11 protein-coding genes are annotated in these 14,325 nt (G+C 66.7%); 10 read left to right on the top strand and 1 reads right to left on the bottom strand.

Features of this window, described 5'->3' with window-relative positions:
• Positions 1–63 precede the first annotated feature (63 nt).
• The 3 genes from ftsZ to M0209_RS10150 all read left to right on the top strand — a co-directional run bounded on the left by ftsZ (position 64) and on the right by M0209_RS10150 (position 4,914).
• Positions 64–1,539 carry a cell division protein FtsZ gene (gene ftsZ, locus M0209_RS10160; protein ID WP_258888160.1) on the top strand — a complete coding sequence of 492 codons (1,476 nt, stop codon included), beginning with the start codon at positions 64–66 and terminating at the stop codon, positions 1,537–1,539.
• A gap of 184 nt (positions 1,540–1,723) precedes the next feature.
• The gene (locus M0209_RS10155) at positions 1,724–3,751 is read left to right on the top strand and encodes a tetratricopeptide repeat protein (protein ID WP_258888159.1); all 2,028 of its coding nucleotides are present in this window, start codon (positions 1,724–1,726) and stop codon (positions 3,749–3,751) included.
• Positions 3,748–4,914: a deoxyguanosinetriphosphate triphosphohydrolase gene (locus M0209_RS10150; protein WP_258888158.1), complete on the top strand. Its 1,167-nt coding sequence runs from the start codon at positions 3,748–3,750 to the stop codon at positions 4,912–4,914. Before M0209_RS10155 ends, M0209_RS10150 begins: the two co-directional genes overlap by 4 nt.
• A 12-nt stretch (positions 4,915–4,926) precedes the next feature.
• On the opposite strand, the gene M0209_RS10145 is transcribed toward M0209_RS10150, so the two are convergent.
• Positions 4,927–5,895 (bottom strand): dienelactone hydrolase, encoded by a 969-nt coding sequence (locus M0209_RS10145; RefSeq protein ID WP_258888157.1) that lies wholly within the window; start codon positions 5,893–5,895, stop codon positions 4,927–4,929.
• Positions 5,896–6,032: 137 nt separating this feature from the next.
• Here M0209_RS10145 and M0209_RS10140 point away from each other — a divergent pair, with 137 nt between their 5' ends.
• From M0209_RS10140 to M0209_RS10110, 7 genes are all read left to right on the top strand, one after another.
• Positions 6,033–6,815 carry a LytTR family DNA-binding domain-containing protein gene (locus M0209_RS10140; RefSeq protein ID WP_258888156.1) on the top strand — a complete coding sequence of 261 codons (783 nt, stop codon included), beginning with the start codon at positions 6,033–6,035 and terminating at the stop codon, positions 6,813–6,815.
• 45 nt (positions 6,816–6,860) lie between these two features.
• Entirely contained in the window at positions 6,861–8,357 is a 1,497-nt protein-coding gene (locus M0209_RS10135) for a DUF1800 family protein (protein WP_258888155.1), read from the top strand.
• Positions 8,358–8,360: 3 nt separating this feature from the next.
• Positions 8,361–9,527, top strand: a complete 1,167-nt coding sequence (locus tag M0209_RS10130; protein WP_258888154.1) for a DUF1501 domain-containing protein — start codon at positions 8,361–8,363, stop codon at positions 9,525–9,527.
• Between the two features lie 90 nt (positions 9,528–9,617).
• Positions 9,618–11,195: a peroxidase family protein gene (locus M0209_RS10125; RefSeq protein WP_258888153.1), complete on the top strand. Its 1,578-nt coding sequence runs from the start codon at positions 9,618–9,620 to the stop codon at positions 11,193–11,195.
• A gap of 20 nt (positions 11,196–11,215) precedes the next feature.
• The gene (locus M0209_RS10120; RefSeq protein ID WP_258888152.1) at positions 11,216–11,857 is read left to right on the top strand and encodes an NAD-dependent epimerase/dehydratase family protein; all 642 of its coding nucleotides are present in this window, start codon (positions 11,216–11,218) and stop codon (positions 11,855–11,857) included.
• A gap of 12 nt (positions 11,858–11,869) precedes the next feature.
• The gene (gene argS, locus M0209_RS10115) at positions 11,870–13,579 is read left to right on the top strand and encodes an arginine--tRNA ligase (RefSeq protein ID WP_258888151.1); all 1,710 of its coding nucleotides are present in this window, start codon (positions 11,870–11,872) and stop codon (positions 13,577–13,579) included.
• A gap of 15 nt (positions 13,580–13,594) precedes the next feature.
• Complete coding sequence (locus tag M0209_RS10110) at positions 13,595–14,317, top strand: SPOR domain-containing protein (protein WP_258888150.1); 723 nt, start codon at positions 13,595–13,597, stop codon at positions 14,315–14,317.
• Positions 14,318–14,325: the final 8 nt, after the last annotated feature.

Here is a 14,325-nt window from a genome sequence, read left to right as displayed (position 1 = left end):
TGTTGAGCACAAGGGGTTGGGGGCAAAATGCAACGCTTCCACCATATATAAGGGGACCAGTCGATGAGCATCGAATTCATGCCGCCCGAAGTCGATGAGCTTCGTCCGCGTATTTCCGTCATCGGCGTCGGCGGTGCGGGCGGCAACGCCATTGCCAACATGATCGCGTCGAACGTGCAGGGGGTCGACTTCATTGTCGCCAACACCGACGCACAGGCGCTGAACACCAGTGCCGCCGAACGGCGCATCCAGCTGGGCCTCAAGATCACGCAAGGTCTGGGCGCGGGCTCGCGGCCCGAAATCGGCAAGGCGGCCGCTGAAGAGACGCTGATCGACGTCGAAAAGGCGCTCGAAGGCGCGCATATGTGCTTCATCGCGGCAGGCATGGGCGGCGGCACCGGCACCGGTGCAGCCCCGATCATTGCCAAGGCGGCGCGCGACAAGGGCATCCTGACCGTCGGCGTGGTAACCAAGCCCTTCGCCTTCGAAGGGTCGCGGCGCGGCAAATCGGCGGAGGCGGGGATCGCCGAGCTGCAGAAGCATGTCGATACGCTGATTGTCATTCCCAACCAGAATCTGTTTCTGATCGCCAATCCGTCGACGACCTTCAAAGAGGCGTTCCAGATGGCCGACGAAGTCCTGCAACAGGGCGTGCGCGGCATCACCGACCTGATGATCATGCCGGGCCTGATCAACCTCGACTTCGCCGACGTCCGTTCGGTGATGGGCGAAATGGGCAAGGCGATGATGGGCACCGGCGAGGCATCGGGCGACAACCGCGCGATCGAAGCTGCCGAAAAGGCGATCGCCAACCCGCTGCTCGACGGCGTGTCGCTGAAGGGTGCCAAGGGCGTCATCGTCTCGATCGTCGGCGGCGAGGACATGCGCCTGATGGAAGTCGACGAAGCGGCGTCGCACATCAAGGAACTGGTCGATCCCGACGCGAACATCATCTGGGGTTCGGCGTTCAACAACGATCTCGAGGGCAAGATCCGCGTCTCGGTCGTCGCCACGGGTATCGAGGCCGATGCTGCGACGGCACCCGAGCCTGCGCGCGTCTTCGCCTTTCCGGGCCTGAAGCCCAAGGCACCGGTGATGACGCTGAAGCCGGTCGAAGAGCCGGCCGCCGAAGCCGAGCCTGAAGCCGCTGTAATGCTCGAAGCGCCGGAGCCGCTCGAACTGACCGACATGGCCGAACCCGTCGAAGATACGCTCGACGAGCCCGTTGTCGCCGAACCGGTCCGTTTCGAAGACGATGCGGTGGCGACGGTCGAGACGGCCGCTGCCGACGAGGGCGAGGAATTGCTGCTCGACCAGGAAATCGCGTCGAACCCGATGCCCCAGACGTCGGGTGGTAGCCGCTGGCTGACGCCCGATCCAGCGGCACAAGCTGCCACTGGAACGCAGGCACCGGCAGGCGCGACCTTGTTCGAGCGGATGTCGAACATTGCGCGCACCGCGATCAAGCCGGAAGAGACCGAAGCCAAGGCGGATCCGCTCGACATCCCGCGCTTCCTCAACCGCCAGAACAACCAATAGCTTTCAGGTGAAAGGGACTGTCCCCACTTGGGGACTGTCCCTCTTCGCCTTGGCAGGGGACAGTCCCCGGTAAGGTTTTGCGCCGGTTTCGTCCCTTTGCAGGGGCGGACCGGCGCAACTGCGTTCGGGGACAGCGCGGTTGCAACTTGCCGCGCTGTGCGGGGGGCATTAGCTGCGTAACAATATGACATGCCTGCCCGCCGTGTCGCGACGGCTGCTCTCCGCCGCGTTTTTCGTATCGACGGCCGTCGTCGGCCCGGTCTCGCCCGTCTGGGCGCAAACGCTTGTGCAGCCGATTCCCGATCCGAACGATCCGGTCGAGCGGCTGGGGCGTTACATCCGCGTGCTCGCGGGCAGCCCGCGCGATATCGATGCGCTGCTCGGCGCGGGACAGGCAGCGCTCGACGTCGGCGATGCCAATGCGGCGCTGGGTTTCTACGCCCGTGCCGAAAACATCGCCCCGTCGAGCGGGCGGGTGAAGGCAGGGCTGGGGTCGTCGCTGGTGATGATCGAGCGGCCCGACGACGCGTTGCGCCTGTTTGCCGAAGCGGTGTCGATGGGCGTGCCCGAAGCGGCAGTCGCGCGCGATCGCGGCCTTGCCTACGACCTGCGCGGGGACAGCCGGCGGGCGCAGCGCGACTATGCGCTGGCGATGACGCGCCAAGGTTCTCTGGGCCGCGACGACGAGCTGGTGCGGCGTTACGCGCTGTCGCTGGGCATTTCGGGCGACCGGGCAGGGGCGATGGCCATGCTCGATCCGCTGCTCCGCAAGCAGGATCAGGGGGCGTGGCGCGCGCGGGCGTTCATCATGGCGATGAACGGCGATGTGTCGGGCGCAAATGGAGTTGCGCGCCAGTTGATGGTCCCGGCGATGGCGAATGCCATGTCGCCGCTGCTGTCGCGGCTGGCCTCGCTCAACCCGGCAGAGCGCGCGCATGCCGTGAATTTCGGTACGGTGCCGACCGACGGGACGCAGCTGACCGTGCAGACGGGAGATCCGTTTCTCGGCGCGGTGCCGCCATCGCCCTCCTCGTCGCTGTCGTCGGCCGGGGGACTGGTTTCGGCGCAGGGGCTGACGCGTCCGCCGGTCGTGTCGGGCGACAGCGGGTTGATCCCGGCAGGCGAACCGCTCGGCCCGCGCGCGGTCGATACCCGGCCGGTGCGCGTGGCGCAGGCGGATTCGTCCGCCCCGCGTCGCCGGCCGGGTGGCGAGGTGGCGACATCCGCGCCAGTCCTGCCGCAGATCGACAAACCGGCCCCGGGCTTTTCGACCGAAACCGAGCCGGGCGTTGCGCGGGGGCGCGTCGGCGGGCGGATTGGCCCGGTCGATCCCGCACGCCTGCCGCCCGAGGCGCGGGGCGATACGGGGCAGGTAGTGCGACTGGCCGGCAAGACCCTGCCACCGCCCGATACCGCGCGTCCGCTGGTCGGCCCGCCGTCTGCCGGACAGGTCGCGCTTGCACCTGCGATGCCTACAGCAACGGTTGCCACGCCGCCCGAGTCGGTCACCGCGACTCCGATCCCTGCACCCATCGCGCCGGTCCAGATCGCCAAGGCCGAACTGCCGCCGTCATCGGTGGCGACAACCGGTCCGGCATTCGAAACGCCGCCCGTGATCGGCCCGCCTGCTGCAACGCTGTCGGCAACGCCGTCACCCGTCGCAACGCCGTCCGTCACGACCCCGATTGCGACCGATCCCGTTCCCCAACCGGCCGCTGCACCGATCCCGACCTCTTCGACGACGCCGGTTTCGCGCCTTGCGGGCCTCCTCGACGGCATCGAACGCGAGACCGAATCGACCGTGGTGCTGCCAGGTGCAGCCGAACTGCGTGCCGCGCGGGCTGCGGCGAAAAAGAAAGTGGCGCAACTCGCCGCACAGACGGCTGCCGAGGAAGCCGAAAAGCGCGAGGCCGCCGAAAAAGCGGCTGCCGCCAAGCGCAACCCGCCGCGCCTCTGGGTCCAGGTCGCAACCGGGCGCAATGACAGCGGCCTAGGCATCACGCTGAAACGCATCCGGTCGGACAATGAGGCGGCAATGAAGGGCCTGTCAGGCTGGTCCGCGCCCTATAAGGCGACCAACCGCATTCTTGTCGGCCCGATGAAGTCGGCGGCGGCGGCGCGCGAACTGGTCGGCAAGCTCGCCAAGAACGGGGTCAGCGCGATGACGTTCAGCAGCGACGCCGGCGAGGAAGTCGAGAAAATCGGCAAATGAAGCCGCTGGCGATGCTCGCGAGCGATTCGGCGCTCAGTCGTGGCCGCCAGCATTTCGAGGTCACCGGCGAGACGCGCGGTCCCCGCACCGCGTTCCAGCGCGACCGCGACCGCATCATCCATTCGATCAGTTTCCGGCGGCTGCGGCACAAGACGCAAGTGTTCGTCGCCCCCGACGGCGACCATTTCCGGGTGCGCCTGACCCACAGCCTGGAGGTCGCGCAGATCGGGCGGACGATCGCCCGCGCGCTCGGCCTCGACGAGGATCTGACCGAGGCCCTGTGTCTTGCCCATGACATCGGCCACCCGCCGTTCGGCCATGCGGGCGAGGATGCCCTGAAAGCGGCGATGCAAGATGTTGGCGGTTTCGACCACAACGGCCATACGCTACGGGTGCTGTCGCAGATCGACAGTCCCTATCCGCGCTGGCGCGGGCTGAATCTCAGCTGGGAGGCACTGGAGGGGCTGGCCAAGCACAATGGCCCGGTCGCGACGCCGGGCTGGGCACTGGCGGAGGTCGATGCCGGGTTCGCGCTCGACCTGACCGGCCAGCCAAGTCTCGAGGCACAGGTCGCGGCGGTCGCCGACGACATTGCGTACGACAACCACGACATCGATGATGGCTTGCGCGCGGGATTGCTCGATTTCGACGAACTGGCCGCGCTGCCGCTGGTCGCGCGCGGCTGGGCGGCGGTGCTGCGCCGCTATCCCGATGTCCCGCACCGGCGGCTGCGTGCCGAACTGATCCGGCAACAGATCGGGACAATGGTCAACGACGTGATCGACGAAACCCGCGCGCGGACGGCAGCGGCAGGGGTGACCAGCGTCGCCGATGTCCGCGCGGCGAGCATGGCGCTGTCGGGCTTTTCGCCGACCATGGCCGAGGAGGAGCGCGCGCTCAAGGCGTTCATGTACGCCAAGCTCTACCACCATCCTCGCCAGACCGAAGTCGCCGATCGCGCGCAGGAACTGATCGCGGGGCTGTTCGCCGCCTACCGCGACGATCCGGCGCGGTTGCCCGAAGAATGGCGCGAGAGCCTCCCCGAAGCCGACCCCGCCCGCAGCCGCCACATCGGCGACTTCATCGCGGGGATGACGGATCGCTACGCGATTGCGCGGTATCGGGAAGTGGTGGGGGATGTGGAGATGCCGGAGGGGTTTTGAGGTCCGCACGACCTATCGCCGCCGCCGCGACAGTTTGGCCGTAAAGAACCGCACGACATCGGCATTGAAGCGCGCATGAAACGCGGTGCGATCGAAGCCCGCCGCGCTCCCGCAGATTTGCGGAACGATGGACGGGTCGGCGCAGGGAGCGAGAAAATCGAAATGCCCGGCACCCGGTACAGCGTGGAAATCCGGTCGGCGCGGAAGCGCGGCGCGGACAGCATCGGCATAATGGGGCGCGGGAAGGATATGGTCGTCATCCGCGCGCCAGAGCTGCACGGGAAGCCTGACTTTTGAAAGGCCTGCGCGATCGAAAGCGAAGCCGAGCGCGGGCGCAGCGACGACGATTGCCTTGATCCGCGGATCCCCGGAAGCGGCCGGTGCCGCCGAGGCGGTCGGTCGTTGTTGCCTGAGCAGCATACAGTCGAAGAAGGCGGGATGTTGCGCGCAATGATCGGCAAGGCGCGACAGATCGGGCCGTCCGCCTGCGGCGACCAGCACCGTAAAGCCGCCCGCCGAAAAACCGAAGGCACCGATGCGGTCCCTGTCGATGACGGCATGCCCCTGCCAGTCGTCGAGCATGTAGGTAATCAAGGCGCTGAGTGCCGGTGGACGGGCGGCGATCTGGGTCGCCCGGCTGTTATCGCGCCAGTTGTCGCCCGGATGGGTGAGCGCCGCGACGATAAAGCCCGCGCGAGCGAGGGCCGTCGCGGTGTCGACATGGCTCGCGAAATCGCCGCCGGTGCCGTGCGACATTACGATCAGCGGATAACGTCCGTCGGGCGCTTTGCTGCCGACAACCACGTCCTGGGCATAAAGACCCATGCGTTGACGGGACGGCGTGCCCGAAGCGGGATACCAGATTCCGACTTCGGTGCCGTCGGGCATGGCGCGGCGCTCGAAGCCCGCTTGCTGGCCTTGGGCAGGAGCCTGTGTCGCAGTCAGGACGAGGAGCGCCGTGACGAGGGTACGTGTAAACATGTCGAACTCCGTTTTGACGATATGAGCTACGCATGCTGCGGCAGCTTGCCGAAGCCCGATTACGCGAATGGGCGAAGCGGTTCGCGAACGGGCGATTAGACTTCGCGCGGCATGCGGGTCGGGCTATAGGTGGGCTCGTGACGCAGGCAGCCACCCTCGACCGGGCACCGTCTCGCCCGCTGGTCTCGGCGTTATACTGGATCGGCGGGGCAATCCTTGTCGGCGCGGTCCTTGCGGCCTTGGGACCGTTCGGCACTTATTTGAACGACGGTGCGGGTCGTCGGCTGGGCTATTGGGTCGCCTCGACGCTGCTCGGCGTCATGCTGTACGGAACGGCGTTCAGGATCGCCAAATCGCGGGTTCCTGCCGGTTCGATCGCGTGGTGGCCGGTATTGAGCGGTGCCGCGCTGCTCGCGAGCATCCCGCAAACCCTGTTCACGCGAGCCGCAGCCTTCTGGCTCTGGCCGGAGCTTGCCCGCCTGTCCTTGCCGTTTTGGCTCTGGTTCGCGCAGACCGCGACCATCGGCCTGCTGGCAATGCTGGGAGCGGCGTTGTGGTTGAGGCGGACCGGCGCATCGTCATCAAAGACATCGCCTGTTCCCGTGCACGACGCGGTATCGCCCGCCTTGGAAACGAACGTGCTCGCGCTCCAGATGGAGGACCATTATGTCCGGGTGCATCGACCGGGCGGGTCCGAACTGCTCCTGATGCCGCTGTCGCAGGCCATCGGCGCCACCCGGACCAGCGGCCTGCAAATCCATCGGTCGTGGTGGATTGCCGAGGAAGCAGTTGTCGCGGTCGAGGGAACGCCGCGCTCGATGCGCGTTCGTCTGTCGAACGGCGTGGTGGCCCCCGTGGCACGGTCGGCGGTTATCCGCCTCAGGGCAGCCGGATGGATCGGGAACAGCGAAGGGCGGTGACCGTTGGTGCGTTGAGCGACCGGAACTGTTCTGCGAGGTCCGCGCATGACCGATTACTCCACTGCCGCTAATCGCTTCGGTTTCGGGGTTCGCCCCGATGACGCGCCCGTCGGCGATGCGCGCCGTGCCCTTCTCGCGCAGTTCGACCGCTTCGATGTCCGGCCCGCCGCCTTTGCCTCGGCACCCACGCGCGCCACCGTCGCGCAAGGGCTGGCCGATTATCTCGAGGAAACGCGCGCCTATCGGCAGCAGGTGGCGATGCTCGGGGGTGGGCCCGGGAACCGGGCAGGTACTGCCAAGGCCGCGCGCGCCGACACTATGGCGATGGATGCGGGTGGCGCGCCCACCGGCGAGAGCGTGCAGGCGGCGCTGAAGGCGTCGCGCAAATATGCGGGACAGGTGGCACGCAGCGAATATATCGCGCTGGTCGGCGCGCGCGCTAATGCCGCGCTGACCAGCCCCGCGCCGTTCGTCGAGCGGATGGTGCATTTCTGGGCGAACCATTTCGCGATCTCGATCGACAAGCTGCCGGTGATCGGCATGGGCGGGCTGCTCGAGGTCGAGGCGATCCGCCCGCATGTGCTTGGACGTTTTGCCGACATGCTGCTCGCGGTGGAGACGCATCCGGCGATGCTGCTCTATCTCGACCAGGCGCAGTCGATCGGGCCGACCAGCCGCGTGGGCACCGCCGTCGCGGCGCGTGGGCGGCGCAAGATCGGGCTGAACGAGAACCTCGCGCGCGAAATCATGGAACTGCACACGCTGGGCGTGCGGACGGGCTATACCCAAGCCGATGTCACCGAGTTCGCGCGCGCGATGACCGGGTGGAGCGTCGCGGGCATCACGCGCGGGCCGATGGCGCGCTTTGCGGAAGGACAGCCGGGTGCGTTCCTGTTCGCGCCCGCGCTGCACGAGCCCGGCTCCCGCACGATCATGGGGCGGCGCTACGACCAGGACGGCGAGGGACAGGCACGTGCCGTGCTTGCCGATCTGGCGGCCTCGCCCGCGACAGCAACGCATATTGCGACGAAGCTGGCGCGGCATTTCACGGGCGACACGCCCCCGCCCGCGCTGGTTGCGCGGCTGTCGGACGCTTTCCTGAAAACCGGTGGCGATTTGCCCGCGCTGTACCGCATCCTGATCGACGCGCCCGAAACTGCGGCGACGGGGGCCAAGTTCAAGACACCGTGGGACTGGTCGATCTCTGCCTTGCGCGCGGTCGGCACGAAGCAGGTCGAGGGACAGGCGGTCGCGGGCCTGATGAATCAGCTCGGCCAGCCGGTGTGGAAACCCGGTTCGCCCGCAGGCTGGGACGATCTGGATGCAAGCTGGGCCGGACCCGATGCCCTGCTGCGCCGGGTCGAGGCGGCGTCGCGGCTTGCAACCCGGGCCGGGGGTGCGGCGTTCGACCCGAGGGCGCTGGCCGCAAAGGTCTTGCCGGGCGGCGGCAGCGCGGCGACACTGGCGGCGGTCGGGCGTGCGGAAAGCCCGGTCGAGGGATTGGCGCTGGTGCTGGTCGCGCCCGAATTCATGCGGAGATAGGCGATGTCGGAACTGATGATCGGAAGGCCCATTGGTCGTCGCCGCGTCCTCGGCTCGGGGCTGGCGGGTGCCGGGTTGGCGACATTGCCCGGGATCGCCTTTGCGGCGGCCCCGACCGAGCGGCGCTTCGTGTTCGTCATCCAGCGCGGCGCGGCGGACGGGCTGAATATCGTCATGCCGACCGGCGATCCGGGCTTTGCGGCAGCGCGCGGGAGCCTGGCGGTTCCGGGCGGGGCGAAGCTCGACACGATGTTCACGCTTCACCCGGCGATGGTCGAGACGGCAAGGATGTTCGGCGACAAGCAGGCGCTTTTCGCGCACGCGGTCGCCTCGCGATACCGGGATCGTTCGCATTTCGACGGGCAGAATGTGTTGGAGACGGGCGGCACCCAGCCGTACCAGTTGAAGGACGGCTGGCTGAACCGCTTCCTCGCGCTGTTGCCGAAGTCGCACGCCGAAGCGATTGCGATTTCTTCGACAGTTCCGGCGGCGTTGCGGGGGCGTGTCGAGGTCGCGTCCTATGCGCCGTCGGCGTTGCCCGACGCGCCCGACGATCTGCTGATGCGGGTGTCGGCGATGTATGCGGCGGACCCGCAACTCCATCCGCTGTGGCAGCAGGCGATGGCGACGCGGTCGATGACCGGCGATCTGAGCGATGCAGGCGGCAAGAACGCGGCGGCGACTGGTGCGCTCGCGGCGCGGTTGCTGATGGGACCGACGACGCGGATTGCGATGATCGAGACCGGCGGCTGGGATACCCATGCCCAACAGGCAGGGCGGCTCAATGCACAGCTGAAGGGCCTCGATGCGCTGCTCGCGGCGTTGAAGACCGGGTTGGGGCCGCAATGGGCGAATACGCTGGTGATCGTCGCGACCGAATTCGGGCGGACGGTCGCGGTCAATGGCACCGGCGGCACCGATCACGGCACCGGCTCGGCGGCGATGCTGCTCGGCGGCTCGGTGGCGGGCGGGCGCGTGGTGGCGGACTGGCCGGGATTGTCGAACGCGAATTTGTTCGAGGGGCGCGACCTGAGACCGACGCTCAGCCTCGACACGCTGATCGGCGCGGCGCTGGCGCAGCACTACGGACTCGACCCGGTGCGCGTGCGCGCGGCGCTGTTCCCCGACGAAACCGGCGTAAAGTTCGGCGAGACCTTGATCCGCGCCTGACTGGTCGGTCGGTTAAGTCGCGCGAAAGCATTCCGTCGCCGTCCCCGAAGTGTTACGTTCTGCCGATACTTCCCGGGGGAGAGTCGGCGCATGTCTGCGATCTTGAATCGCCTGACCCATTTTGCGAACTGGCTGGGCGACCGCTGGCCGTGGTTTGCGCGGGCAGTCAATAATTTCGCGATCAACGACGTCGTCAATTCGACGCGGAACCGCCCGCATCCGTGGAGTACCGCCAGCGACTATATCAGCTGGAAGGGGCTGACCGACCGGAGCTGGTCGGCGCGCCACCTGCCGCCGCGCGACCTGCCCGACCTGCCCGAAGTCGAAGCGGTGGCGGCGCTGTTCGCCAAGACCGGACCCGACCAGGTCGAATGCCCGAAATCGACGTGCCTGTTTCCCGCCTTTGCCCAGTATCTGACCGACGGCTTTATTCGCACCCATGTCCAGGATCCGGAAGACCGGCGCAAGACCACCTCGAACCACGAGATCGACCAGAGTCCGCTCTATGGGCGCACGGAGGAACAGACCCGCGTGCTGCGGCTCGGCTCCGAGCAGCAGGGGCAAAAGGGCCGCCTGTTGTCGCAGATCGACGCCGAGGGCGAGGAATGGCCGTGCTTCCTGTATCTGGTCGACGGAGAATCATTCGACCCGCGCTTTCTCGATGGCGAGGGCAGGCCCGTGCTCGATGCACCGCTGGGGATCAGCCACGCGTCGACCGATCAGAAGCGGACCCTGTTCGCCGTCGGTGGCGACCGCGCCAATGCGACCGCGCAGGTGTCGATGATCAACGCCCTGTTCCTGCGCGAACACAACCGGCTGGCGGGCAAGATCGAGGCCCAGCATCCCGGCTGGGACGACGAGCATGTTTTTCAGGTGGCGCGCAACATCGTCATCGTGATGTTCATCAAGATCGTCGTCGAAGAATATATCAACCACATCGCGCCGACGGGCCTGAAGCTGCGTGCCGACCCTGCGTGCGCGTGGAGCGCAAGGTGGAACCGGCCCAACTGGATCACCGCCGAATTCAGCCTGCTTTACCGTTGGCACTCGCTGGTGCCGGAGAAGACGGTGTGGAACGCGACGCCGGTCGACGCGTGGATGTTCCAGCTCAACAATGCCCCGTTGCTGGGGGCCGGCCTCGCCAAGGCGTTCGAATATGTCGCCGCGCAACCGACAGCGGCGCTGGGGCTGGGCAACAGTGCCGATTTCCTCGTCGGGGTGGAAAAGAACGCCGTCCTGCAGGCGCGGACCAATCGCATCGCGTCGTACAATGATTACCGCGCGCTGGTCGGCATGAAGCGGGCGGCATCGTTCCGCGACGTCACCCGCGACGAAGCGCGCCAGCGCGCGCTGGCGTTGCTCTACGCCTCGCCGGACGAGCTCGAATTTTATGTCGGGTTGTTCGCCGAGGACCGCGTTGCGAACTCGCCGCTGCCCGGCCTGATCCTGAAAATGGTCGCGATCGACGCGTTTTCGCAGGCGATGACCAATCCGTTGCTCAGCAAGCATATCTACGGCGATCCGGTGAACAGCGTCGCGGCGTTCACGCAATGGGGGCTCGACGAGATCAGAGCGACGGGGTCGCTCGCGGATATCCTCGGGCGCAACAGCAATTGGGACGCGAAAGCGCCGGTCGCGATGACGCGGGCGGACTGGGTGCCGGTTTGAACTGGTGCTAAGGTCAGCCCATGAAAATCATGTTGTTCGGCGCGTCGGGATTGGTCGGTGGTTTGCTGGCGCCATTACTTGCAAGCCATGACCTGATCGTCGTTGGTCGTCGCGCATCCGGCATCGGCAAAGAGCGGGTGGCGCGCATCGAGGACTGGCCGGGCGTCATTGCCGAAATGCAGCCCCACGTCGTAGTTTCGACGCTCGGCACGACCATCTCAAAGGCGGGGTCGCGCGATGCGTTTGCGGCGATCGATCACGACGCCGTCGTCGCGGTGGCGACTGCGGGCCGGACGGCGGGGGCGCGGCAGTTCATAATGGTGTCGTCGGTCGGGGCCGACGCGCGATCGTCGGCATTCTATATCGCAACCAAGGGCCGCGCCGAGGCCAGTGTGACGGCGCTGGGTTATGAGCGGCTCGACATATTCCGCCCCGGCTTGCTGGTCGGGGAGCGGACGGGCGATCCGCGCTTTGCCGAACGGCTGGCAATCACGCTCAGTCCGCTCACTAACGCGCTGACGCCGCGCCAGTTCGACCGGTACCGCGCCATAGCGGCAGCGGACGTCGCGTCGGCCATGGCGCGCGCGGTCGGCGCGGCAGGATCCGGCGTCCATATCCATCATAACCGCGAGATGCTGGAGTCGCCGCGCAATCTCGCCTAAGCGCGCCGCATCATGACGCTTTACAAGAATTTCACCGCGCAGCTCGGTGCTGCGCTCGACCGGGTGGCGGCGGTGGCGGATGCGCCGCGCGGCAATGTGACGGTCGAGCCGCCGCGCGATCCTTCGCACGGCGACCTGTCGACCAATGCCGCGATGGTGCTGGCCAAGGGCGCGGGCATGGCCCCGCGTGCGCTGGCAGAAATGCTCAAGCCCGAACTGGCGGCGGTCCCCGGTGTGACCTCGGTCGAGATCGCCGGGCCGGGGTTCATCAACCTGCGGCTGGCCGACGATATCTGGCGTGACGAACTGGCGGCGGTCCATGCGGGCGGCGCGGACTATGGCCGGTCTGACCTTGGCGAGGGCAAGATGGTCAACATCGAATATGTCTCCGCCAACCCGACCGGGCCGATGCACATGGGCCATTGCCGGGGCGCGGTGGTCGGCGATGCACTGGCGACCTTGCTCGAATGGGCGGGGCACCGCGTCACGCGCGAATATTATGTCAATGACGCAGGCGGCCAGGTCGACGTGCTCGCGCGGTCGGTGCACCTGCGGTATCGCGAGGCGCTGGGCGAGGACGTCGGAGATATTCCCGAGGGGCTGTATCCAGGCGATTACTTGGAAGCGGTTGGTCAGGGGCTAGCAAGGGTCGTTGGCGATAAACTTGTTGGCAAGCCTGAGAGCGAATGGCTTGCCGATTTTCGTGTCGCAGCGGTCAAGGCCATGATGCAGCTCATCCAGCATGACCTCGGCCTATTGGGCATTCGTCATGACGTGGTTTCGTTCGAGTCGGACGTTCAGGCCGCCAAAAAGCCCGAGGCAGCCGAAGCCAAACTGCGCGAGATGGACCTCGTTTACGACGGCCAGCTCGAAGCGCCGAAGGGAGAGATCGACCCCGACTGGGAACCGGTCACGCTGCCGCTGTTCCGTTCGACCGAATTCGGCGATGACCAGGACCGCCCGATCAAGAAGTCCGACGGCAGCTGGACCTATTTCGGTGCCGACATGGCCTATCATTTCCAGAAATCGGAAACGGCGGACGCGCTGATCGACATCTGGGGCGCGGACCATGCCGGGACGGTCAAGCGTATCCGTGCCGCGGTCTCTGCGCTTACGGGCGGCAAGCCATTCGATGTGAAGCTGATCCAGATGGTCCGGCTGCTTCGCAACGGCGAGCCGGTGAAGATGTCGAAGCGCTCGGGCAATTTCGTGACGCTCGCCGATGTCGTGAACGAAGTCGGCAAGGACGTCGTCCGCTTCACGATGCTGACGCGTAAGGCCGATGCGCAAATGGATTTCGACTTCGCCAAGGTGGTCGAAGCGTCGAAGGACAATCCGGTATTCTATGTCCAGTATGCTCATGCGCGGATCAAATCGATCGGGCGCAAGGCGGCAGAGGCGGGCGTGGCGGCGGACGTCGGGGCGGTGGCGAGGCTCGATGCCGAGGATCTGGAACTGGTCAAACTCGCCGCGCAATTCCCGCGAATCGTCGAATCGGCAGCCCTTTCGCGCGAGCCGCACCGGATCGCGTTTTACCTGTACGACCTTGCTGCGGCCTTCCACGGCTATTTCAATTTGGGACACGAGCGCGCGGATCGGCGGGTTGTGGTGGTTAACGACCGTCAACTAAGTGCGGCGCGCCTTTTCCTCGTCGATGGTATAGGGCAAATTATCCGTAACGGACTGTCGATCATGGGGGTGGCAGCCGTCGAAGAGATGTAAGCCGGGAGATTACAGTTGAGCGATATCGAACGCGACGCCGCGACCGACGAGGACCGGCTGCCCTGGCTCGAGGCGGTCGATGACGAGGACGCCGACGAGGGTGTCTCGCCGGGCAAGATGATGGCGCTGATCGTGGCGGCGCTGGTTGCGCTGGGCATCGTTATCGGCGGCGTGTGGCTGATGCGCTCGAAGGGCCCTGCCAATGCGACCGACCCGACGCTGATCGCGGCGGCCGAAGGCGATTACAAGGTCAAGCCCGATGCACCGGGCGGCATGAAGGTCGAAGGCAAGGGCGACAGTGCGTTCGCAACGTCCGAAGGGGCCGAGGCAACCGGCAAGATCGATACCAATGCGCTGCCCGAAGCGCCGGTGAAGGGCGTCAAGGGCGTGACTGTTGCTGACGCCGCCGGCAAGCCGTCGGCGAACACGACGGTTGCCGTGCCCAAGGCGGGTGGGCAACTGGTTGCCAAAACCCCGGTCGTGGTCGCGCCGGTGCGGACCGGCGCGGGCGGCACGATGGTGCAGCTCGGGGCGTTCGGTTCGGAGGCGAAGGCCGGGACTGCGTGGAGCACGCTCGCCAGTAAATACGCCTATGTCGCACCGCTCAAGCGCCAGATCGTTGCTGCCGAAGTCGGCGGATCGACCGTGTACCGCCTCCGCGCCGAAGCAGGCGGCCAGGCTGCGGCGGTATGCCAGAAGCTGAAGGCGGCAGGCGAGAACTGCATCCAGGTCAATTGACGCGAACG

Origin of the sequence: Sphingomonas sp. SUN039 (assembly GCF_024758725.1) — a bacterium.
GTDB lineage: Bacteria > Pseudomonadota > Alphaproteobacteria > Sphingomonadales > Sphingomonadaceae > Sphingomonas_O.
Note: the sequence above shows the minus strand (reverse complement) of the source record. Positions and strands in the feature narration are given on the sequence as shown.